General features: G+C 64.4%; 19 protein-coding genes. 10 read left to right on the top strand and 9 right to left on the bottom strand.

Annotated features, from left to right (window positions below; genetic code table 11):
* Window positions 1-21 precede the first annotated feature (21 nt).
* Together N3J91_08345 and N3J91_08340 are read left to right on the top strand one after the other, a co-directional pair.
* Window positions 22-2,229, top strand: a complete 2,208-nt coding sequence (locus tag N3J91_08345) for a carbohydrate binding family 9 domain-containing protein (protein ID MCX8156439.1) — start codon at window positions 22-24, stop codon at window positions 2,227-2,229.
* Between the two features lie 174 nt (window positions 2,230-2,403).
* Window positions 2,404-3,834 carry an NAD(P)H-hydrate dehydratase gene (locus N3J91_08340; GenBank protein ID MCX8156438.1) on the top strand — a complete coding sequence of 477 codons (1,431 nt, stop codon included), beginning with the start codon at window positions 2,404-2,406 and terminating at the stop codon, window positions 3,832-3,834.
* A 38-nt stretch (window positions 3,835-3,872) separates the two neighbouring features.
* Here N3J91_08340 and infA read toward each other — a convergent pair whose 3' ends face one another.
* Window positions 3,873-4,094 carry a translation initiation factor IF-1 gene (gene infA, locus N3J91_08335; protein MCX8156437.1) on the bottom strand — a complete coding sequence of 74 codons (222 nt, stop codon included), beginning with the start codon at window positions 4,092-4,094 and terminating at the stop codon, window positions 3,873-3,875.
* 227 nt (window positions 4,095-4,321) lie between these two features.
* On the opposite strand from infA, the gene deoC reads away from it, so the two are divergent.
* Window positions 4,322-5,083: a deoxyribose-phosphate aldolase gene (deoC, locus tag N3J91_08330; protein MCX8156436.1), complete on the top strand. Its 762-nt coding sequence runs from the start codon at window positions 4,322-4,324 to the stop codon at window positions 5,081-5,083.
* Window positions 5,084-5,111: 28 nt separating this feature from the next.
* On the opposite strand, the gene N3J91_08325 is transcribed toward deoC, so the two are convergent.
* On the bottom strand, window positions 5,112-6,947 hold the full coding sequence (locus N3J91_08325) for a carboxypeptidase-like regulatory domain-containing protein (protein ID MCX8156435.1): 1,836 nt from the start codon (window positions 6,945-6,947) through the stop codon (window positions 5,112-5,114).
* A gap of 200 nt (window positions 6,948-7,147) precedes the next feature.
* On the opposite strand from N3J91_08325, the gene N3J91_08320 reads away from it, so the two are divergent.
* The 4 genes from N3J91_08320 to N3J91_08305 all read left to right on the top strand — a co-directional run bounded on the left by N3J91_08320 (window position 7,148) and on the right by N3J91_08305 (window position 11,779).
* Complete coding sequence (locus tag N3J91_08320) at window positions 7,148-8,914, top strand: DUF885 domain-containing protein (protein ID MCX8156434.1); 1,767 nt, start codon at window positions 7,148-7,150, stop codon at window positions 8,912-8,914.
* Window positions 8,911-9,492, top strand: coding sequence for a hypothetical protein (locus N3J91_08315; GenBank protein MCX8156433.1), 582 nt, complete (start codon window positions 8,911-8,913; stop codon window positions 9,490-9,492). The genes N3J91_08320 and N3J91_08315 overlap by 4 nt, the downstream gene beginning before the upstream one ends.
* 168 nt (window positions 9,493-9,660) lie before the next feature.
* The gene (locus N3J91_08310; protein ID MCX8156432.1) at window positions 9,661-10,323 is read left to right on the top strand and encodes an adenylate kinase; all 663 of its coding nucleotides are present in this window, start codon (window positions 9,661-9,663) and stop codon (window positions 10,321-10,323) included.
* A 79-nt stretch (window positions 10,324-10,402) separates the two neighbouring features.
* Window positions 10,403-11,779: a hypothetical protein gene (locus tag N3J91_08305; protein MCX8156431.1), complete on the top strand. Its 1,377-nt coding sequence runs from the start codon at window positions 10,403-10,405 to the stop codon at window positions 11,777-11,779.
* A 12-nt stretch (window positions 11,780-11,791) separates the two neighbouring features.
* Here N3J91_08305 and N3J91_08300 read toward each other — a convergent pair whose 3' ends face one another.
* Together N3J91_08300 and N3J91_08295 are read right to left on the bottom strand one after the other, a co-directional pair.
* A complete protein-coding gene (locus tag N3J91_08300; protein ID MCX8156430.1) occupies window positions 11,792-12,817 on the bottom strand; it encodes a Gfo/Idh/MocA family oxidoreductase in 1,026 nt (341 codons plus the stop codon).
* Window positions 12,818-12,879: 62 nt separating this feature from the next.
* Entirely contained in the window at window positions 12,880-15,255 is a 2,376-nt protein-coding gene (locus N3J91_08295; protein ID MCX8156429.1) for a VIT and VWA domain-containing protein, read from the bottom strand.
* 126 nt (window positions 15,256-15,381) lie between these two features.
* On the opposite strand from N3J91_08295, the gene N3J91_08290 reads away from it, so the two are divergent.
* The 3 genes from N3J91_08290 to N3J91_08280 are packed head-to-tail and all read left to right on the top strand — an operon-like array spanning window position 15,382 to window position 17,767.
* Complete coding sequence (locus tag N3J91_08290; GenBank protein ID MCX8156428.1) at window positions 15,382-16,185, top strand: LysM peptidoglycan-binding domain-containing protein; 804 nt, start codon at window positions 15,382-15,384, stop codon at window positions 16,183-16,185.
* 14 nt (window positions 16,186-16,199) lie between these two features.
* On the top strand, window positions 16,200-17,018 hold the full coding sequence (locus N3J91_08285; GenBank protein ID MCX8156427.1) for a hypothetical protein: 819 nt from the start codon (window positions 16,200-16,202) through the stop codon (window positions 17,016-17,018).
* Between the two features lie 14 nt (window positions 17,019-17,032).
* Window positions 17,033-17,767 (top strand): ABC transporter ATP-binding protein, encoded by a 735-nt coding sequence (locus N3J91_08280; GenBank protein ID MCX8156426.1) that lies wholly within the window; start codon window positions 17,033-17,035, stop codon window positions 17,765-17,767.
* Between the two features lie 101 nt (window positions 17,768-17,868).
* On the opposite strand, the gene gltA is transcribed toward N3J91_08280, so the two are convergent.
* The 5 genes from gltA to N3J91_08255 form a co-directional block, all read right to left on the bottom strand.
* Window positions 17,869-19,293, bottom strand: coding sequence for an NADPH-dependent glutamate synthase (gene gltA, locus N3J91_08275; GenBank protein MCX8156425.1), 1,425 nt, complete (start codon window positions 19,291-19,293; stop codon window positions 17,869-17,871).
* A 15-nt stretch (window positions 19,294-19,308) separates the two neighbouring features.
* The gene (locus N3J91_08270) at window positions 19,309-20,145 is read right to left on the bottom strand and encodes a sulfide/dihydroorotate dehydrogenase-like FAD/NAD-binding protein (GenBank protein MCX8156424.1); all 837 of its coding nucleotides are present in this window, start codon (window positions 20,143-20,145) and stop codon (window positions 19,309-19,311) included.
* Window positions 20,146-20,443: 298 nt separating this feature from the next.
* On the bottom strand, window positions 20,444-21,400 hold the full coding sequence (locus N3J91_08265; protein ID MCX8156423.1) for a sugar phosphate isomerase/epimerase: 957 nt from the start codon (window positions 21,398-21,400) through the stop codon (window positions 20,444-20,446).
* A gap of 4 nt (window positions 21,401-21,404) precedes the next feature.
* Window positions 21,405-22,187: a DUF1080 domain-containing protein gene (locus N3J91_08260; protein MCX8156422.1), complete on the bottom strand. Its 783-nt coding sequence runs from the start codon at window positions 22,185-22,187 to the stop codon at window positions 21,405-21,407.
* Between the two features lie 35 nt (window positions 22,188-22,222).
* Window positions 22,223-22,438 (bottom strand): hypothetical protein, encoded by a 216-nt coding sequence (locus N3J91_08255; GenBank protein MCX8156421.1) that lies wholly within the window; start codon window positions 22,436-22,438, stop codon window positions 22,223-22,225.
* Window positions 22,439-22,456 lie beyond the last annotated feature (18 nt).

The raw sequence follows: 22,456 nt of genomic DNA, 5'->3' as shown, positions 1-22,456 counted from the left end.
GGAAGCTCGCCATGAAACAGTGTGGAAGCAACCCAGGCATGGTCCTACGTCCGGCAAGCCACACGGCGGTTTTTTGCGGCCGCCGTCCTGGGACTTTTCTGCCCGTTTCTTCCCGCGCAGGAGACGGCGCTTGCGCCCCCCCCGCTGCCTCCTTCCACCGCCCTCTGGCCAGTCACCTTCACGGAGCACCCGCCCGAGATGGACGGCCGGCTGAATGATGCCTGTTGGGCCAAAGCCCCGGCCTTCACCAATTTTACGCAAGTCCTGCCCGTCGAAGGGGCGCCTCCTTCCGAGACCACCGAGGTGCGGCTGCTGTTCACCCGCGATTACCTTTACATCGGCGTCCGCTGTTATGATTCCCAGCCCCAGTCCATTCTGGCCAAACAAATGCAGCACGACGCCAACCTCCGCAGCGACGATTATTTCATGGTGGCGCTGGACTCGTTCAACCGCCAGCGCGAGGGCTGCTACTTCATGGTCAATCCGGCGGGCGTCCGCGCCGAAGGCCTGATCGAAAATTTCAGCGTGGCCAACAAATCCTGGGACACCCTCTGGCATGCCCACGCCCGGGTGGACGAACACGGCTGGACGGCCGAGCTGGCCATCCCCTTCCGCAGCCTGGGCTTTGATCCCCAAACCAACGCCTGGGGCTGCAACTTCGAGCGCGTCATCCGCCGCAAACAGGAAATCGTCCGCTGGACCGCCCTCAGCCCGGCCAAGGCCATGACCACGCTGGCCGATTTTGGACAAATCCAGGGCCTCGAAAAACTCCGCCAGGGCAAAGGCCTGGAGCTGCGGCCCTTCGCCAGCGGCAAATTCCGCGATGACCGCCTCAATGCCCGGCAACAATGGGAATTCCGCCCCGGCCTGGACGTCACTTACCAAATCACCCCCATGCTCAAGCTCCAGGGCACCTTGAACACCGATTTTGCCGAGGCGGAGGTGGATGAGCGGGTGGTCAATCTCACCCGCTTTCCGTTGTTCTTCCCGGAAAAGCGCGATTTCTTTTTGCAGGACGCCTCGGTATGGCGCTTCGGCGGCCTCACCTACTCGCCCCTGCCGTTTTACTCACGCCGCATCGGTCTGGCGGAGGATGGCATGCCGGTGGATTTGCTGGGCGGGGCGCGACTCACCGGGCGGCTCAATGGCACCACCCTTGGACTGCTCAATGTCCAGCAGGAGGCCTATCGGGATGTGCCCTCCAAAAATCTCACCGTCGCCCGCCTCTCCCAACTGGTCTTTGAAGAGTCCAACGTGGGATTGCTGTTGACCCACGGCGATCCCCGCCAGCGCGGCGATAACACCGTGGTGGGCGCGGACTTCAATTATCTCAACAGCCGCCTGCCCGGCAACCGCCAGTTGCTGGGCCACGCCTTCCTGCTCATGAGCGACTCCGACGCCAAAGGCGGCCGCGGCCTGGCCTGGGGGTTCAAATTGGATTTCCCCAATGAGCCGCTGGAGGCGGAGGCCATCTTCCGCCAGGTGGACGCCCGCTTCGACCCCGCCCTCGGCTTCGTTTCCCGGCGGGACATTCGCCAGTACATCCTGGGCTCCCGTTATGTCTGGCGGCTCAACACCCGCGCGCTGCGCTCGATATCCCTGGGCGTGCGGCCCACTTGGGCCACCGATACCAGCGGCCGGTTGATTGAGGAAGATTATGACCTGCCCTACCTGATGCTCACCACCCCCGCCGGCGACACGTGGTACATGGAATACTCACTCAACCGCGACGTGGTGGACGCGCCTTTCGAGATGTGGCCCGGCGTCTGGATCCCGGCCGACGATTACGGTTGGGGCGGCTTCCGCACCTTCCTCCGCACCAGCGAGGCCCGCCCCCTGAGCTGGTTCTTCAATTATCGCCACGGCGACTATTACCACGGCACGCGCCAGGACTATCTCACCGAGTTGAACTGGCGCCCCTCCAGTCACTGGCTGTGGGGCCTGAATTATCAGCTCCGCCGGGTCCGCCTGCCCAGTGGCGACTTTGATGCGCGCCTGGCCGGCCTGCGCCTCAACCTGACCTTCACCCCCAACCTCTCCTGGAACAACCTCGTGCAATACGAAAACCAAACCCGCTCCGCCGGCTGGAACAGCCGCCTCCGCTGGACCTTCCGCCCCGGTTGCGACGCCTACCTCGTCTTCAACCAGGGCATGGCCGTCGAGGAATGGCGCCTCTCCCGCCAGTGGAGCGAAATCTCCTGCAAAGTGGTGGTCACCTTGCGGTTTTAACCGCCCACCCCAAAGTCTCCCCGCGCCGCCTGCACCCCGGCCCATGCACAGGAGTTTCGTCCCGCGCCGGCCCCAGCCTCTTGCCCGCCAAACACCCGCCACCAGCCCGGCAGCCCCCTACTTCCCTGCGACTCGGAGGTTGTCACCCGTCCCCCGGCAGTTACAATCCCCTTCATGCCAGTGCCTGTCATTTCCATTGCGCAGATGCGGGAGTGGGAAAACCAAACCTGGGCCGCCGGCCGCTCGGAAACGGACGTCATTCGCCAGGCCGGCACTGCCTTCGCCGCCGAGTTGAAGCACTGGTGGCAACCCCCGCAACCCCTCCTCATCCTTGCCGGACGTGGCCACAACGGCGACGACGCCCGAGCTGCGGCGGAATGTTTTCCGCGCGAGCAAGTGATCCTGCTTAATGTGCACGATCCCGCCGCCGCCCTGCCGGAACTCAAAGCCCACCTTGCACGGCATGCCGCCACCCCGGGTTGGATCGTGGACGGTTTGTTTGGCATTGGCCTTAATCGCCCCCTCGGTGATGCCTGGCGGGCGCTGGTGGAGGAGATCAATGCCTCCGGCTGGCCCGTGGCCGCCGTGGATGTGCCAAGCGGCCTGGACGCCGATACCGCACAGCCCCTCGGCGCCGCCGTGCGCGCCACCCTCACCGTCACCTTTGGCGCTCCCAAATGGGGACTGCTCGCACCAGAGGCGGCGGAATTCACCGGCCGCCTCTGGGTCGCGCCCGACATTGGTTTGATCCCCTGTCCCTTCAGCCACCGCGTGCAATGGACCCTGCCCGAAGATTTCCGCCATTTCCCCCCGCGCCGGCCGGTGGCGGGACACAAAGGCACCTTTGGCCACCTGGGCCTGGTGGCCGGCAGCGCCGGCTATCACGGCGCGGCCGTGCTGGCCGCCCTGGGAGCGCAAAAAGCCCAGCCCGGCCTGATCACCGTGGCCACCATGGAAGGCACCTACATCCCGATTGCCTCGCAGTTGCGCGCGCCCATGGTTTGCGTCTGGACGCCGCACACCTTCGAGCAAAAAGCATGCGATGCCTGGCTGCTCGGCCCCGGTTTGGCCGGCGCCTTGCACCATCAGGAACTCAAGCCGGCGCTCATCGCCTTGTGGCGCGAATTCCCCGGCCCCGTCGTGGCCGACGCCAGCGCCCTGGACATGCTGGAGCCCGGCCCCGCTGCCGGCCTGCGGGTGATGACCCCTCATCCGGGCGAGGCGGCGCGTCTCTTGCAATGCTCCGTGGCCGACATTCTCCGGGATCGCTGCGCGGCCGTGCAGGCCCTGAACGAAAAATTCCCCGGCTGCCACATCGTCCTCAAAGGCCGCCTGACGGTGGTGCACGAACACAAAACCGGCACTTTCCTTAACCCCACCGGCAACCCGCATCTGGCGCAAGGCGGCGCCGGCGATGTGCTGGCAGGATACCTTGCCGGCTGGCTGGCCCAGCCGACCCTCGCCGCGCGGGCCATGACGGCCATTCGCTATGCAGTCTGGGAGCATGGCGCCGCCGCCGACCGCCTGCAGCAACGCGGCGGCGCGTGGACCATGGAGGACTTGCTCGAAGAGCTGGGAAAAACGGAAACCGGCCGCCCCGCCTGAACCTTCGCGGGCCATGCGGCCCTTAACAGCCCCGCCACCTACTGATTGATGCGGTAGGTGATCCGGGCCTTGCCCAAATCATAGGGCGACATCTGCACCCGCACCTTGTCGCCCACGCTGATGCGGATGAAGTTCTTGCGCATTTTGCCCGAAATATGCGCCAGCACCTCGTGCCCGGTGGGCAGGGCCACGCGAAACATTGTCCCCGGGAGCACTTGCGTCACCCGGCCGTCAAATTCAATCGGTTCTTCTTTCGACACGTTGTTGGCAGTAATCCACTTTCTGGCAACGTCCGCCCTTGCGGACGCCGCACCCTTATCAGGGTGCCTAATCTGTCCGCCTGCCCAATAATTGCAAGCACTTTTTGGAAACCGGACACCGCGCCCGCCATCCCTGAATCCCTTGGGCTTCCGATAGCCGGGCGCCGGAATTTTCGCCCGGGCAATCCTCACTCGCCTTGCGCGGGATCTTCTGGCAGACTGCCGCCATGCAATACTCTTATGAAGAGCTGGCCGGGATGCTGGATCACTCCCTGCTGCATCCCACCTTCACGGATCAGGAAATGGAGGAAGGCTGCCGGCTGGCGGCCCGTTATCGCGTGGCCTCCGTCTGCGTCAAACCTTATTTCGTCAAACGCGCCGCCGAGCTGCTCCGCGGCACCGGCGTCAAAGTCGGTGCCGTGGTGGCCTTCCCCCACGGCAACAGCGCCACCGAGGTCAAACGTTACGAAACCCGCGTGGCCTGCCAGGATGGCGCGGTGGAAATTGACATGGTCATCAACATCGGCAAGGCCCTCAGCGGCGACTGGGACTATGTGGAGGCTGACATCCGCGCCGTGTGTGAAGAAGCCCACGCCCACGGCGCCAAGGTCAAGGTCATCTTTGAAAATGATTACCTGCCCAATGACGAAATCAAAATCCGCCTCTGCCAGATCAGCGAACGGGCCGGAGCGGACTGGATCAAAACCAGCACCGGCTATGGCTTCGTCAAGGGGCCGGACGGCAAGTACAGCTACCGCGGCGCCACCGAGCATGATTTGCGCCTGATGCGCGCGCACGTCTCCCCCAAGGTGCAGGTCAAAGCCGCCGGCGGCGTGCGCGATTTGGACGCACTGATCCTCGTGCGGGATCTGGGTTGCACCCGTTGCGGCGCCACCGCCTCGGCCGCCATGTTGGAGGAATACAAAAAGCGCGCCGCCGGCGAAGCCGCCGCCGCCGGCCCTGCCTCCCTCGGCGGCGGGGGCTACTAACCCTCAGCCCCCGCGTGGCCCGGCCGGTTTATTCGAGGATCTCCCGCAAGGCGAAATCATCGAAATCGGCGGTGAACCGATAATCATTGGTCATCGTCGTGCGCCCGCGCAACCAGATGCTCAGCCGATCCTTTTGCGGGCGCACCGGCTCGCTGCGGTAATCCACATATACCCCATGCAGCAGCGGGCCTTTGCTCCATTGCACCGTGGGGGCATCCGGGTTTTCCGTCTGGCCGGTGGGATCAATGCCCACCATCGTTTGATGCTGCCAGTCCAGCGGCCAAGAAGAACGAATCTTGCCGGTGAGCCGGTAGGCCGCAAAGCGGTTCAACCCGCCTACCTGTTGCACAAACCCGCCATCCGCCCGCGCCCCCGTCGCGCTGCCGCCCACCACCCGCGCCGTGAAATTGGTGTTGGCGGGACCATCCGCAAACCGCACCAGCCGCGTGGCCGGCTCGACTTTGAAGGGGGTCCAGCCGGCGGGCAGCTCGCCCTCGGCCGCCTGCATGTCGCCCTGCCGCAAGAGATTGGGGCCGGGCGGCGGCGCGCTGGCACTGAGGTATTCCACCACCTGCATATCCAGATCAAACGGCATGGCCTCGCGTCCCAATTTATACGCCGTCCCGTGCGCGTAATCATCCGGCGCCACCTTCTTGTAGGGATTAAACCCCGGGCGGTCATCGCTCACGTCCCCCTTGATGTTCACAAAGCCATGCAAGGTTTCGTAGTTTTCGATGCTCTCAAACTCCAGCGCATACGTGGCGCCCGGCGTCAGCGGCACTTCGCCGCGCGCGTACGCCGCGCCAAACATGCCCCACGACGCATCGCCCGTGTAGTTGCCATTGCCGATGGCAATTTTCTCCACCCCCACCACCGGCCCCTCCGGCCCGCCCTGCCGCACGCGCACCACCACCCGCTGGCGGCTCAAGGGCGGTTGCGCGCCGCCCACCGCCGCATGCAGCAGCACCCCGGCCAGGCTCCGGCCCCGGGCCACATACGTCTGGCTCCAGCGCTGCGCGAAACCGGCAAATTCCTGATACGCCAGATGCACTTTTTTGTTGTAGGGAATCACCCACCCCTCCGCATCCGTGGCCACGGCCAGCCAGAGCTGCTGCGGCCCCCAGCCGCGGCTGCCGTCCTTCCCCACGCGGTACAGCGACGGCTCGGCCGCCGTATTCGTCCGCCAGAACGTCTGCATCACGCCGCCCTCTTTTTCCGCGCGCAGCCGGATGGCGTACTTCTCCCCGGGGATTAATGGCACCTCGCCGGAATCCCACGCCGTGGCATAGGCGTAATTCTTGGCGCCCCCGCAATCCACCTTGGGAATGACCCCCGGCGGCCCGACCTGCGGCCACTGATCCGGCGTGCCGGCCCCCGCCCGATGCACCGTCGCCACCAAAGTCTGGCTCCCCGGCCCCTGGCCATCCACCCCGTCATGCGCCAGCCGGATTCCCACCGCCGTCAGGCTGTGCCCGCGCGCGGTGAAGACCTGATAATATTCCGTGGCCGGCCGGCTGTCCCAAGCCCCCTCATAAAAGCAGGCGTAATCAAAACTGGGCGTCACATCGCGCCCGTCCAGTTTCTCGCCATCCCGCAAGATCACCGGGCTTAAAATCTGAGGGCGGAAAAAACCGCCCGGTTGCGTGAACCAAACGGTGTACTCCCCGGGCGGGCCTGCAATCAAATACCACCCCGCCGGATGAGTTTCCCACGTGCGAAAACCGCGGGCCTCGGCTTGCCCCCCTTTCTGGCTGGCAAACACCATCACCGCCGCGCAATAAAGCGGCTCGCCTCCCTCGTACCGCGGATGATGCACGCGGCCCGATAGCTGGCTCTGGGCGCCCAGCGGCCAGCTCGCAGACAAAACCAGGGCCGTCAAGAAAAACCGTTTGCAGCAAGAGCGCAGTGAGGCAGGCATGAGCGAGACTTTAATGGCCCCGCCCGCCCACGCAAGTCTCAACAAAAGCATCCCCTGCTGCCTGGGCAATGCGGAGGCCAGCGCACTCCCCGCCGCTTTTGTCTGGCAGGGCTGCCGGGGGGCGCGCATATTAAGGCGCAGAACGCATGAAAAAATGTTTCTGGTTAAGTGGGCTGCTCGCGCTGGGTTGTCTCGGTATTTCCTGGGCCGCCGCCGCTTCGGCTGAAGATCAAAAACTGGCGGACTTCTTCCGCCAACATCTGGAGGAACAACTGCGCCAGCGCCCCCTGCTGGCCACCGAATTGGGGGACCACCGCTATGATCATCGGCTGGACGATATTTCCCCCTCCGCGCGCGCCAGGTGGAAAGAGGACTGCCGCGCCACGCTGGCCGCCCTGCCGCAGGCCGTGAATTACCAGGCCCTCAGCCGCGACGGCCAGGTGGATTATGAAATCTTCCGCAGCAGCCTCGAACGCACGCTCTGGCTCATGGAAAACCAAGACCCCTGGGCCGAGGACCCGCGGGTGTACAACCAATACCTCAATGACAGCATCTATCTGGTGCTGGCGCAATCCACCCTGCCCCGGGAAACCAACGTCAGCAACGCCATCGCCCGCATGGCCTTCCTGCCCCAGGTCGTGGCCGAAGCCCGCCGCAGTCTCAAGCATCCCCCGCGGGTGATGGTGGAAACCGCCATCCGCCAAAACCGCGGGGCCATCAACTTTTACGAGAAAACGCTTTTCGACCTGGTGGGGCGCACCCCGCAATTGCCGCGCCTCAAGGCCGCCGCCAACGCCGTGCTGCCCGTGTTGCGGGCGCACCAGCAATTCCTGGAGCAGGAGCTGCTCCCCCGCGCCACCGGCAACTGGCGCCTCGGCCGCGACAAGTTCAGCCGCAAACTCGAGCTGACCCTGCAAACCGGCTGGGACGCCGACACCCTGTTGCAGATGGCCGAAGCCGAGTTTGCCCGCGTGGAGCAGGAATTGTACGTGGTGGCCCGCCAGCTCTGGGGCGTGTATTTCCCCGGGCAGGTCATCCCCCCGGACACCCCGGAGGGACGCCGCCAGACCGTGGCGCTCGTCATCCAACGGGTGGGCCAGGAGCATGGCCGCCCGGCGGATTTGATCAAGGATGCCCGCGCCACCGTGGCCCGCATCAAACAATTCATCACCGCGGCCGACATCCTGCAACTGCCCGCCCCCGATCGCTGCCAGATCATCGAAATGCCGGAATTCCAACGCGGCAACGCCATCGCCTACATGAATTCGCCGCCCCCCCTGGACCCTGAAGCCACCGGCTATTACGCCATCAGCCCGCCCCCCCGCGACTGGCCGCCCGAGCGCGTGAAAAGTTTTTTGGAGGAATACAACCAGCACATGCTGCAAATCCTGACCATCCACGAAGCCTACCCCGGCCACTACGTGCAGCATGAGTACGCCAACCGCGTCCCCTCGCTCATCCGCAAAGTGCTCGCCAGCGGCGTGTACGTGGAGGGCTGGGCGGTTTACACCGAGCAAATGATGCTCGACCAGGGCTTTGGCGCAGGCGACCTGCGCCTCCGGCTCAACCAGCTCAAGTTCTACCTCCGCGCCATCGCCAACGCCATCCTCGACCACAAAATGCACTGCACCGCCATCACCGACGAGGAGGCCCTGGCCTTCCTCACCCGGCGCGCCTTCCAGAGCGAGGGCGAGGCCCGGCTGAAAATCATTCGCGCCCAGCAAAGCTCCGTGCAACTCTCCACCTACTTTGCCGGACGCATGGCCATGTACCAGTTGCGCCAGAACCTCCAGCAGGCCATGGGCCCGCGTTTCGCCCTGGGACGATTCCACGAAGCCGTGTTGCTCTGCGGGCCGGTGCCGGTCAAATACCTGCCGGAGCTGGTGCGCCGCCAGTTGCAAGAGAAACCATGAAAAACCTCCTGTCCATCGGCGGCGCTCTGCTCCTGCTGGCTGCCGCCCTGCTGACCGGCTGCGCCAGCCAGAGCAAAGCCGCCAAACTCCCGCCCCCGCAACCGCTGGCGGAGTCCACCAATACCGCCGGCCCCCTCATGCGCCATCTCCTGCGCGGGCCTTTCCCCGAATTGCCGGCGCTGCAAATGGAATTGCCTGCCACCTATGTGGCAGAGCGGGAAGACGGCCGGGATTTCACCGTCTTCTACCTGCGCGACCGCCGCCTCAAGGCCGGCGTGGGCATCTACCTCGGGCCCGCCCCGCAATTCCACCACCAACGCGACCCCTACCTCTCCGTGAGCGCCGAAAAAGGCAAACTGGGCAGCCGCGAGGTCGAATGGCGGCGTTACCAAAACAAAGGGCTGTTTTGCGCGGAAACGGTCATCCCGGAAGTCTTCAAATCGCTCTCCCGAAAAGAGGGAGACCGCCTGGCCCTCTGCAAAATGCATGTCTTCCTCACCGCTCCCAATCCCGCCCTGCTCGCCGAGCTGGAGGCCGCCGTCGGCCGCATGCAAGTCCGCGAACCGGCCGCCCCTTGATTCACGAGACGAAACCTCCGCCCCCGGCTCACCCCCCCTGCCCGGGGGGAGGCTGTAATAAAGCATTGCTAATACAAGTGCCGCTTGGCTATAAGTGAAAGCCACGGTGCGGCGGCCCGGACCGGTTGCAATCCCCGGGCGCGGCACCCCTGGCATCAGAGCAACTTTATGGCAAAAGCTGACAAAGCCTACGTGTTGTTTGGCGCCCCAGGTTCGGGCAAGGGCACGCAAGCCGAGCAACTGGTCAAACACTACGGTTTCGTCCATGTGGCCACCGGCGATTTATTCCGCGAAAACCTCAAGCTCAACACCCCGCTGGGACAACTGGCCAAGGGCTACATGGAAAAAGGCGCGCTCGTGCCCGATGATGTCACCGCCCAAATGCTCAAGGAGCGTCTGCAACGCGGGGACGAGGCGCCGGCGTATCTGCTGGACGGTTTCCCGCGCACCCTGCCCCAGGCCAAAATGCTGGAGGACATTCTGCGCGAGCTGGGCATCAAGCTGGCCGCCGTCATCTTCATCCAAACCAGCGATGACCTGATTGTCCGCCGCCTCGGCGGACGCCTCATTTGCAAAAGCTGCCAGACCCCCTATCACAAAACCAACCGTCCCCCGAAAAAAGAGGGAATCTGCGACCGTTGTGGCGGCGAATTGTACCAACGAGCCGATGACAACCCGGAAACCGTCCGCGCCCGCCTGGCCACCTTCCACTCCCAGACCGCCCCGCTCATTGAGTACTACCAAAAAGCCGGCCTCTTGCATCCCGTGAACGGCGAGATCAGCGCCGAACAAACGCTTCACGAAATCAGCGCCATTTTGCAAAAGCATTGAGCCGCATGAATCAGTGCGCCCGCGCGCGCTGCCTCCCCCCGCCGCGGGGCGGGGTGCGCTGCCCTGCGGCCCGGTCCCCATGGTGATACGTAACGTCCTTCTGGCCTGGCTGGCCGGCCTCCTCTGCGCCTGGGCCATGGAGCCTTGCCGGCTGGAAATTGTGGAACAGGACACCGGCTGGCCGGTGCCGCTGGTCGAATTACGCACCACCCACGGCGTCCGCTTCGTCAGCGACAACGCCGGAGTCATCGCCTTCGATTTGCCGGAGCTGATGGGACGCGAAACCTGGTTTGACGTCATCGGCCACGGCTACGAACGGCCCAAAGATGGCTTCGGCTACCGCGGCCTGCGCCTGACTCCGGCCCCGGGCAAAACCCTGCGCGTCGAGGTCCAACGCACCATCATCGCCCGCCGGCTCGGACGCATCACCGGCGCGGGCCTCTTCGCCGAGAGCCAGAAAACCGGCCGCGAGCAGGACTGGCCCGAATCAGGCGTGCTGGGCTGTGACAGTGTGCAAAACGCCGTTCATCAGGGACGCCTCTACTGGCTCTGGGGCGATACCACCCTGGCCCATTATCCGCTGGGTATTTTCCACATGACCGGCGCCATCACCCCCGTTCAGGCCCTCACCAATTTCACCCCGCCCGTCCGCCTCCAGTTTGCACACTTCCGTGACGCCCAAGGGCGGGTCAAAGGGCTGGCGCCCCTGCCCGGCAGCGGGCCAACCTGGCTGACGGGCGTGGCCAGTTTGCCGGCCGCCGATGGCACCCCGCGGCTGGTGGCCAGCTACTCCAAAATCCGCAATCATCTGGAGGCTTACGAATGGGGGCTGTGTGTCTGGAATGAGGAAAAGACACAATTTGAGCGGCTGGCCGTGCTCTGGACCAAAACCGAAGCCTCCCGCCGGCCGCCGCCGCTCCCGCAGGGGCATCCCGTCTTGTGGCAGGATGAACAGGGCCGGGATTGGGTGTTGTTTGGCGATCCCTTCCCCCGCCTGCGGTGTCCGGCCACCTTCGAGGCGTGGCAAAACACCAACACCTGGCAGGAACTCACCCCTCCCGCCCAGCTCACCGCGGCCGGCGACGGCAAGGCGGTGAAACCGCACACCGGCTCCATTGCCTGGCATCCCTGGCGCAAACGCTGGGTGACTGTCTTCATGGAGGCTTTCGGCAAACCCTCCACCTTCGGCGAGTTGTGGTATGCCGAGGCCGGATCGCCCCTGGGCCCCTGGGGGCCGGCGGTGAAGGTGTTGACGCATGAGAATTACACCTTCTACAACCCCCGCCTGCACATCGAATTTTCCCCTCCCAATTCTCCCATCTTGATCTTCGAAGGCACCTACACAGCCGAGTTTGCCGACAAACCGCAAATCACCCCACGCCACAATTACAACCAGGTGCTGTACCGCCTGGACCTGGATGACCCCCGGCTGAAACCCGCCCAGGCCGCCCCATGAGCCGCGGCCGCCTCAGGCCTTGGCGCCCTGCTGTTGAATCTGGCGCGTAATCTCCAGCGCCAAATCCAGCGCCAGCTTGGCCTTCGCCCCGCTCACCGCCGGCTCGCGCCCCGCCTGCGCGCACCGCACAAAATGCTCCAGCTCCAGCCGCAACGGCTCCCCTTTCTCAATCGGCACCGGCTCCCGCACAATGCGGCGGCCGGCAAATTCGCTCACCAGCGTGGCCTCCTTGCCGCCCAGCCACTTCTTGAGCAGCGAGCTTTCCGGTTCATCCGCGCGGGCCAGACGGTATATGAATCCCTCCTGGGCGCGGTAATCCAAAGAAATATACGACGGCTGCGGCCCCCCGCTGAACACACGAATCTTCCGCATCCGCTCCGGACTGACGCGGCTGACCGTCAGGTTGGCCACACAGCCATTGGCAAAGCGCAGCCGCGCATTGGCGATGTCCTCCGTCGGACTCAGCACCGCCACACCCACCGCATCCACGGCCACGACCGGCGAGGCCACAAAGGCCAGCACCACATCCAGATCATGGATCATCAAATCCAGCACCACCCCAATGTCCGTGCTCCGCTTGGGGAAGGGCGAAAGGCGGTGCGCCTCAATAAAACGCGGCTCTGTGGCGGTCTTTTGCAGATAGGCAAACACTGGATTAAACCGCTCCACATGGCCCACCTGCAGCACGCACTGACGCCGCGCCGCCAGCTCCACCAGCTCGGCGGCTTGCGCCGCCTGATCCGTCATCGGTTTCTCCACCAGACAATGGCGCCCGGCCTCCAGCGCCTGCCGCGCCAGCGCGTAATGGGTTACCGTGGGCGTGACAATGCTCAAGGCCTCCGCCCTGGCGATAATCTCCTCCACCGAGGCCAGCACGGGCACCCCGCAACGGGCGGCCACTTGCGCCGCCACTTCGCGATTGGTGTCGTACACGCCCACCAGCTCCACCAGCCCGGCAGCGGCCAGCTCGGCATAAATGCGGGCGTGCTCCTTGCCCAGGGCGCCGGTGCCCAGTACAGCCACTTTGAGTTTGCTCATCCCGCTCCGCAGCGTAACCCGCCGGCCACGCCCCTGGCAAGGCACAGGTGGGGCCGCCTGCCTCAAGGTGGGGAGCCGCTCGCGACCTCCATAATCTCGTAAAGCCGGCCTTCCAGCACCACCTGCAGACTCGTCCCCAGCGAGAACCACGCCGCCGCCTGCGGATGCTTCCGCAGCAGCTCGAAATACTCCGGCGAACCAAACACAATGGCGATGGGTTTCTGATCCTTGAACTTCTGCGCCTCCGCGTCCACCCATTGCGTGCCGTTCTGATAAAAGGTGCGCCCGCCCACATGGCGCGTGGTGGCGGCAAATTGTTGCGCCGCCTGGGCCGCCTGCTCCGGCGAGGCCGGCTGCCCGCGCACCATCCCACCCCCCGCCCCGCCCGGGGCCACAGGGGCTGCGCGCATGACCGCCCGCCCGCTGTACAACATCGCGTCCTGCGCCTGCTCGGCCTGCTTCAAAGCGGCAGAGGCCTGCGCGCCCGCCACCGCCAAATCTCCCGCCCGCTGCCGCCGGCCCTCCTCGTACGCCCGCGAAAGCTCCCGCTGGGCGGAGCGATCCTCTGCCAGCCAGCGCATGGTCTGCTGGGTGGCAGCCACGTTGCGGCGCTGCTCGTCCTCCACAATCAAATAAGCCGTGTACGGCGTGACAATTCCATGGCGGCGCGCCAGCTCGGTGACTTCATCCTTCAATTCCTTGTTCTCGCCCCGCAGGCGGATTTCATCCAGCAAAAAGCCCACCCTCCGCGTGGCCCACAGGCGCGGGATGAAATCATGCTCCTCCCCGGGGCCAAATTTGACCGGGAAGGTGAACCGCCGCGGCTGCCCTTTCATCTGGCCCTCGAGCAACAGGGTCACCGCCCCCTCGCCTTCGAAACGCCCCGCCACCACCACCTGATCCCCGCGAAACACATCCGGCAACGGCGTGGGATGCACCTGGCGCACCGTCACCGGCCCCTCAAACTTGAGGGTGGGATTGGTCAGCACCGGCTCGCTGATCTTGGTGTAGAACTGCGACAGCTTCACCTCGAGGTCTTCCTCGGGCAGCACGTATTGGCTGGCGGCGCGTGTGTTTTCCGCCAGCAAATCCAGCAGATGCGTGTTCACATCCGTCCCAATCCCAAAACAAAACACCCGCGTCACCCCTTCCCGCGCCTTGAGCGCGCTCTTCAAAATCGCGTCCGCATCCGTCTCGCCCACCGTGGGTTGGCCGTCCGTCAGGAAAATCACCAGAAACGGGCGCTGCTCTCCGGCCGGTTTCTTGCGCAGCGCCTCCAGCAGGGCATCATGAATGGCCGTCCCGCCCGCAGCCCGCAGGCCGTTGATAAACTCCAGAGCGCGCTTGCGATTCTCCCGGTTGGCAGTCATGAGTTCTTTGAACAACGGCTCGGTCTCCGTGGAAAACCGAATCACCTCAAACCGGTCCTCCTCATTCAAGTTCTCCACGCAATACCGCAGCGCTTTCTTCGCCTGCTCCATCTTTGCGCCTGACATGGAGCCGGAGGTGTCCACCACAAACAAAATATCCTTGGGCGCGGGTTTTTCCTTGCCGGTCTCCGGCGGCGGCGACAGCAGCGCCAGAAAATAGCCATCCTCTCCCGCCCGTTTGTGCGTCAGCAGGCTCACCCCAAACTCGCCCTCCTCCACCGAATAATAAAGCTGGAAATCCGCCTCCGGCTTCACCTGCGTGGCCTCGTAGCCAATGACCGCCCGCCGCGCCCCGTCGCGTTTGATCTCCACTTTGTGGCTGGGCGAGTACAGCGTCTTGAGCGGGCGCGACGTCTCCAGGGTCAGCTTGAAACTCAGGTTTTTCACCGGCGCCGCGGAATGTTTTTCCGTGGACAACGGCAGCGTAAAGGCCACCAGCCCCCCATCGGCCTTCAACAATTGTTGATACGTCAGCGTGATGCGCTTCTTGCCGTGCGGTTCAATGGGAAAGATGCGCACCTTGTACAAGTCCCGCCCCGCATACTCCAGCAACGCCGGGTCCCGCAACCGCCGGACAATGTCCTCATAAATGCCCCGCGCCTTGTCCGCCGCCAGCAGCTCGGCCTCCATCGGCTTGCCGTTGATGTCCATCGCAAACTTCCGCAACTGCGCCCCACGCGGGACGGGAAAAAGAAAAGTGCCTTCCAGTTGGCGCGGATTGGGGTTGTAAAACTCCTGCTCCACCGTCACCACCGCCACCTGGTCCTTGAGGCTGATGTCCGCCCGCGTCGAGGCGATTTCCAGCGGCGCCCACACCGGAGGCGGTATCGGGCGCGGCGGCCATGGCGGGGGACGCGGGGGGGGAATGGGCGGATACGGCGGCGGCCAGATGATGGGCCGGGTCCAGAAATCAGGCTCGTGGACAATAATCAGGCCGGCAGCCCGGGTTTGGAAAAGGGCGGCCAGCGCCATCAGCAAAAACAGCAGGCTAAAAAGCGCACGTTTCATACACCTTATTGGACAGCTTTGGCCCGCGGATGCTCCCCATTTTTCATCACGCCGGGGACGGGCGATCCTCCCTTCGCCTCACTTGACCATTGCACGGCCCAGACGGATTGATTAGCTTCAAGTCCGATGTGTGCGTTGCTGCGGAACTGGTGGAAACGCGCCTGGCCGCTGCTGTTGCTGGCGGCGGCAGGCGGCTGGGGTTGTTTCCCCCCCACAGATTCCGCCCTCGACGAATCGAAAGAGCCTTATTACGTGCTCGGCCAGCGCAAACTGGGCAGCTTCGACTACAAGGGCGCAGTGGAGGCCTTTGAAAAAGCCCTGGAGGTCAACCCCCGCTCCTCTTCGGCCCACTTCCAACTGGGGGTGCTGTACGAGCAAAAAATTGCCGAGGAAAACTCCTACGCCATCGCCATTTACCATTACAACAAGTTCCTTCAGCTCCGGCCCCGCTCGCCCCATGCGGAGATCGTCAAACAGCGCATCATTGCCTGCAAACAGGAGCTCGCCAAGCCCATTGCCCTGGCGCCCGGCACCCAGTCCGTGCTCCGGGATATTGAGCGCTTGAAGGTGGAAAACGCCCAGTTGCGCAGCCAGTTGGAGGCATGGGTGGCCTATGCCACCAATCGCGCCGCCCTGGCCCCGCCGCCCTCAACCCCCAGCCCCGCCCCGCTTGCGGCAACCAATCCCCCTCCCCCCACCCCGGCCCCGGCCGCCACGCCCGGCACTGTGGCTGGCGATCCGGCCCGCCCGCACACTCCCGCCAACCCGCCCTCCGCGGCCCTCCGCACCCACAAAGTGCAGGCCAACGAAACCCCCGCCGCCATCGCCCGCAAATATGGCATTTCCCTTCGTGCGCTCATGGACGCCAACCCGGGGCTGGACGCCCGCCGCCTGAAGATCGGGCAGGTGCTGAACATCCCGCCCTCCTGATCATCCCTGCCCCCATGAGGCCACGCCCCTTTTTCCTCCTGGTTCTGGCGTTCTGGCTGGTCATGAATTTCTTGTTGTTTCGCGCCGAATACGGCGGCGCCCGCCAGGTGGGCGTGGCGGTGGCCCCCCAGGCCGTCTGGCACCGCATCATCACCGCCGCCGACAGCTCCTCCCTGGAAATCGTCTATCAAGGCCAGAAATATGGCGTCTGCCGCTGGATGGCCACCGTGGGCGAAGAGCGGCCCCCGCAGGACCTCCCCAACCGCGAGGCCGCCCCCGAGGGCATGGTGCGCCGCATCACCGGTTACACGCTGGATTTTGATGGCAACCTCATGCTGCGCGAACTGGGCCAGAATGTGCGCTTCTTCCTCCGCCTCCATCTCTCCACCAACTACACCTGGCGCGATCTCCAACTGCGCACCCAGCTCAAGCCCGATGTGTACGAAATCCATGCCGATGCCGTGGCGCAGCGCCTCACCGTGCGCCTGAGCGACGGCGTCAACGAAACCACCTATGCCTACACTTTCGATGAGCTGCGCGATCCCCGGCGGTTGCTGGAGGATTTCGAGGTGCCGCTGCCCGTCGTGTGGCTGCTCAACACCATCCAGCCCTCCGACCCCGCTGCCGCCTCCTTCCGCCTGGGCCTCGAATGGCAGGCCCGCCATGATGTCATGTCCCTGGGGCGCTCCGCCATGAAGGTGTATCGCCTGCAGGCGCGCGTGCTCGACCGCTATTATCTGGTGGTGTACGTCAGCCGCGCCGGCGAAATCCTCCGCGTGGATTTTCCGGGCAATGTTTCCCTGATCAACTATGTTCTGAGCGGTCTCCAATAGGCAGCAGGCAGGTCATGATCGAGCTGGTGCATCTGGTCAAAAAGTTCGGCGACCTCGTCGCCGTCAACGATATTTCCCTCACCGTGGCGCGCGGCGAATTCTTCGCCGTGCTCGGCCCCAATGCCGCCGGCAAAACCACCACCATCAAGATGCTCACCGGCCTCATCAAGCCCACCAGCGGCTGCGCGCGCATCAGCGGCTTCGACGTGCAGCAACAACCCCTCGAGGCCCGCCGCCGCCTGGCCTATGTGCCGGATTTTCCCTTCCTCTACGAAAAACTGACTCCGTGGGAATTCCTCCGCTTCATCGGCCAACTCTTTCGGATGCCCACCGCGGACCTGGAACACAAGGCGCGCGCCCTGGTCAACCGTTTTCAGTTGGAGGAATACCTGCACAAACCCATCGAGGGCCTCTCCCACGGCACCCGTCAGCGCACCGCCATTGCCGCCGCCCTGCTGCATGACCCGGAAGTCTTTGTCATTGATGAACCCATGGTGGGCCTGGATCCCCACCACGCCCGCATCGTTAAAGACACCCTGAAGGAACGCTCCCTCCAGGGCATGACCGTTTTCGTCTCCACCCACCAGCTCAGCGTGGCGGAGGAAATGGCCGACCGCATTGGCATCATTCACCAGGGCCGCCTCATCGCCGTGGGCACGGCCGAGGAGCTGCGCCGCCAGAGCGGCGCCGCCGGCCCCCTGGAGCAGGCCTTTCTGGCGTTGACGGAAAGTGACGCCGGGCCTCAATGATCAGGGCTTGGGGCTGACAAATCCTCCTCCCTCATCCCCTGTTCTCACCCGCATCAGACGACGCGGGGCGCGTCAGAAGCCCAGCCAAATGCCCGCCGCCCTTACGCGGCGGGCGTCTTCGCCGGCAGGGTTTTCAAATACGCATCAATCGCCTGCGCTGCATTCTTGCCATCGCCCATGGCCAAAATGACCGTGGCCGCGCCGCGCACAATGTCCCCGCCGGCAAACACCCCCGGCAGATTGGTCATCCCCCGCTCGTCCGTCTTGATGTGCCCCCGCTCGTCCAGCGCCAGCTCCGGGCAGGTGGAAGTCAGCAGCGGATTGGCCCGTGAGCCAATGGCCACCACCACCACATCGCAAGGCAGCGTAAATTCCGAGCCGGGCACCGGCACGGGACGCCGCCGCCCCTTGGCGTCCGGCTCGCCCAGCGCCATGCGCTGGCAGCGCAACCCGGTGACCCACCGCTTTTCATCGTGCAAGACCTCCAGCGGCGCCGCCAGAAATTCAAATTGAATGCCCTCTTCCTCGGCGTGATGCACCTCCTCCACCCGCGCCGGCATCTCGGCCTTGGTGCGCCGATAGACAATCATGGATGCCTCCGCCCCCAGCCGCTTGGCGGTGCGCGCCGCGTCCATGGCCACGTTGCCGCCCCCCACCACGGCCACCCGCCGCCCCTGCAGCACCGGCGTGTCCGATTTGGCAAAAGCGGCCATCAGGTTGACACGCGTCAGGTACTCGTTGGCGGAATACACCCCTTTGGAATTCTCGCCCGGCACCTGCATGAAAACCGGCAGCCCCGCCCCGTTGGCCAGAAACACCGCATCGAACCGCTGGCGCAGCTCCGGCAGCGTATAAGTGCGCCCAATGACCACGTTGCACTCGATCTTGACGCCCGCCTTTTGCAGGCGCTCCACCTCCTGCTTCACAATCTGTTTGGGCAGCCGGAACTCCGGAATGCCATACACCAGCACCCCGCCGGGCTTGTGCAACGCCTCATACACCGTTACCTCGTGGCCCATCGCCGCCAGCTCGCCCGCCGCCGTCAGCCCGGCCGGACCGGAGCCGACCACCGCCACACGGCGGCCGCTCGGCGCGGCCTTGGGCAGCTCCAGGTGATGCGCATGGCGATAGGCCCAATCCGCCACAAACCGCTCCAAATGCCCAATCGCCACCGGCGCCCCCTTGATGCCCCGCACGCATTCCACCTCGCATTGCGTCTCCTGCGGGCACACCCGCCCCGTGATGGCCGGCAGGGCGTTGTCGCGCAACAGGCTGCGCGCCGCCCCGGCCAGATCCCCCTCGGCCACCAGTTTGATGAACTGCGGAATGTTCACCCGCACCGGACAGCCCCGGATGCACCGGGCTTCCTTGCACTGAATGCAACGGTGGGCCTCCAACAAGGCCAGTTGCTCGGAAAAACCCAGGTTGACTTCGGCAAAATTGGCCGTGCGCGCCTCCGGCGCTTGCTCCGGCATTTTCTGCCGGGGCAATTGCAGGCGCTCCTTCAAATGAGCCGGCGGTTTCATGGGAAATCTAAAAAATTAGGCCGTGGGCAGGCCGATGAAACAGGCGTGATCCTGCATCAGCTTTTGCTCGTGCGCGCGATACGTTTGCAAACGATCAGCCAGCAAATCAAAATCCACCTGATGTCCGTCAAACTCCGGGCCGTCCACACAGGCAAACAGCGTCTTGCCCCCCACATCCACCCGGCAGCCCCCGCACATCCCTGTCCCATCCACCATGATCGGATTGAGCGAAACGATGGTGTGCACCTTCAGGGGCCGCGTCAGCTCCGCCACCGCGCGCATCATGGGCACCGGCCCCACGGCATACACGATGTCCACCCCCCCTTGGGCCAGCAGCTCGCGGGCGGCATCGGTCACAAAACCCTTACGGCCATAGGAGCCGTCATCCGTGCAGACCACCACTTCCCCCAGCCGCCGCAGCTCGGCCTCGTAAATCACCCATTCTTTCGCCCGGCCCCCTATGATGCTGGTGACACGCACCCCGCGGCGATGCAAACCCTGGGCAATGGGATGCACCACCGCCGTGCCCACCCCCCCGCCAATGCACAAGGCATGACCGCGCTCAATCAGCTCCGTGGGCCGTCCCAGCGGGCCGCACACCGTGGCAATCGCCTCCCCCTCCGCCATCGCCACCAGCTCGCGCGTGCTTTTGCCCACCGCCTGCACCACCAGTGTTATCACGCCCGCCGCCGGATCCGCGTCCGCGATGGTCAACGGTATCCGCTCCGACTCCAGCGTGCGCTGCACAATGACAAATTGCCCCGGCGCCCGCGTCTCCGCGATGCGCCGCGCCTCCACCTCCAGCCGCGTGACATTGGGGCTGAGGGGCGTCCGCCGCACAATTCGATGCATAACTCAAACACTCGGGCGCCGGCCCCGGGAAAACGGCCGCGCCTCAAACAGTCGCACACTAAACGCCAACCAGCCATCTTGGTCAAATGTCTAATTTGTTAAAATGTCACACTTTTTTGGCCGGGGGTGGATAACAGAAAAACCGCGGCCACTGCGGAAAAAGCTCCTTGGTCAACCCACGCCCTCCCTCTCCACGCCCTTGCGGTTTTGCACCGGCCCAGGCCCGCAGCAGCTTGCGGGCTTGGCAACCTGGCTTCGGAAATGATCTCTGGGGGGGCCTCCCGGCCCGGGGCACCGCTCATTCAGCCGGCAAAAAAGCCACCCCGGCCTTCGCCCCCACTTCCTTGATGTAGCGCGCGGCCTCGGCGTATTCCTCGGCCTTGCTCAAATGCTCCATCATCAGGGGCGGTTGCTGGGGCAGCGCGGCCAGGCGTTTCAGAAAGGTGGTGTAATCCAGCGAGCCTTTGCCCGGGATCACCTCGCGGAAATGCACGTTCATCTCCACCTCCCAGAACAAATCCTTGGCATGGCAACTGGCAATGTGCGGCCCCAGTTTGTCAAAGCACTCATGCAACAAGTCCGTGTTGCGATAAAACCGCTCCGGGGAATTGATCAGATTGCACGGGTCCAGATGCACGCCAAACGCCGGCCGGTCCACCGCCTTGAGCAGCCGCAGATTGCTCTCCACGCTGTCCGGCAGGGACCAACCCATCATCTCATAACAAAACTTCGCGCGCTTCGGCTTCACCGCATCAATGATCTTGCGCGCATTCTCCACCGCCGCCTCAAAAAAACGCTCGGACAAATTGTCCGGATGCGGCCCGTACCACACTTTGGGGTTGAACGAGCCGGCAATGTCCACACAACAGCGCGCCCCCACCGCCTCGGCCAGCGCCAGGCCCTCGGTGACCAGCTCCAGGTTTTTTTTGCGCTGCTCCGGGTTGGCGTCCAGCAGGTTCACCCACCGGCCCACCTCCGCGATCACCACGTCGTGTTTGGCAAAAGCCGCGGCTGTGGCGCGAATGCGCTCCGTATCGGTAATTTTGATGTTCGGGCAATACGCCGCTCCGTACCCTAGGCGGCGGCATTCCCGGGCCAGCTCCTCCGGATCGTCCGTCCGAATAAACGTTGGCCCTCCCAGGCGAACGCCGGGCGCCGGCGCCGCCGCCAGCGCCGTTAAACCTCCACTGGCCGCCAGCCCCGCCATGGCCAGGCTGGTCCGGATGAATTGACGCCGCGGTTGTTCAGTTTTCATGGAATTAAAAGTTGGTATCCGGCTTTTCAAAATTCATCTCCTTGATCCAGATGTTGCGATACCGCACATCATGCCCCTCGGCCTGCAGCTTGATGCCCCCCGGCGTGTCGGTAATCCCTTTGCCCCCATCACGCCCCCCATCCAACCCGCTGTTGGGGCCGCCCCACACCTGCGTGATGGGCACGTTGGTATGCACCTTGATGCCGTTGAAATACATCGTCACCAGTGCGTGCTCCACCTTCTTGCCCTCCTGAAACCGGGCCGCCCGAAATTGAATGTCATACGCATTCCATTTGCCCACCCCGTTATAGGCGTGATACGGCGACTCGCTCTCATTGATCACGGCACCCATGCCGTGCTTGGTCTTGTCGCCGTCCAGAATCTGAATCTCATACCGGTTTTGCAGATACACCCCGCTGTTGCCGCCGGGCTGCATGACCAGAAATTCCACATGCAGCCGGAAGTCGCGAAAGGCCTTCTTGGTCACAATGTCCGCCGCCCCATACTTGCCCCCGGCAGCCGCCGGATCCGCCGTGGAAACCACCGTCCCGGCATCCACCGGATCCGGCACAATCTGCCATTTGATGGGCAGCGTGGCCGCCAGCCGCGGGCCCTCCCAATACGTCCATTTCTCGTCCAGCATCTTCCGCGTGCCGTCAAACAACACCTCCGCCCCCGGCAGTGGCTTGGCGCCCACCCCCAAATGCGGGTCCACCGCCCCCTGAAGCACCGCCAGACTGCAAAACAGGCTCAAAAGGCCGCCGCAAAAAACATGGTGATTTTTCATGCATCCACTTTGCCACGCCGGCCCGGCACTGTCCATTATTCTTGCGCCGGCTCCTCCGCCGTCCCCAAGGCCGGCGGCGGCGCGGCGGCCGGAGGCCCGGACGGCAGGCCCTTCTTTCGCCGTTGTACCGCCTGCTGCAGGAGATATTCGATCTGGCCGTTGACGCTGCGAAACTCGGCCTGCGCCCACGCCTCCAGTTCGGCCCACAGGGCAGGATCCATGCGCAGCAGAAATGATTTGCGCGGGGGCATGGAAGCCACTCATCCGGC

Source organism: Verrucomicrobiia bacterium, assembly GCA_026414565.1.
Lineage (GTDB): Bacteria > Verrucomicrobiota > Verrucomicrobiia > Limisphaerales > Fontisphaeraceae > Fontisphaera.
The sequence above is the reverse complement of the archived record's forward strand: the minus strand, read 5'-3'. Positions and strand labels throughout refer to the sequence as shown.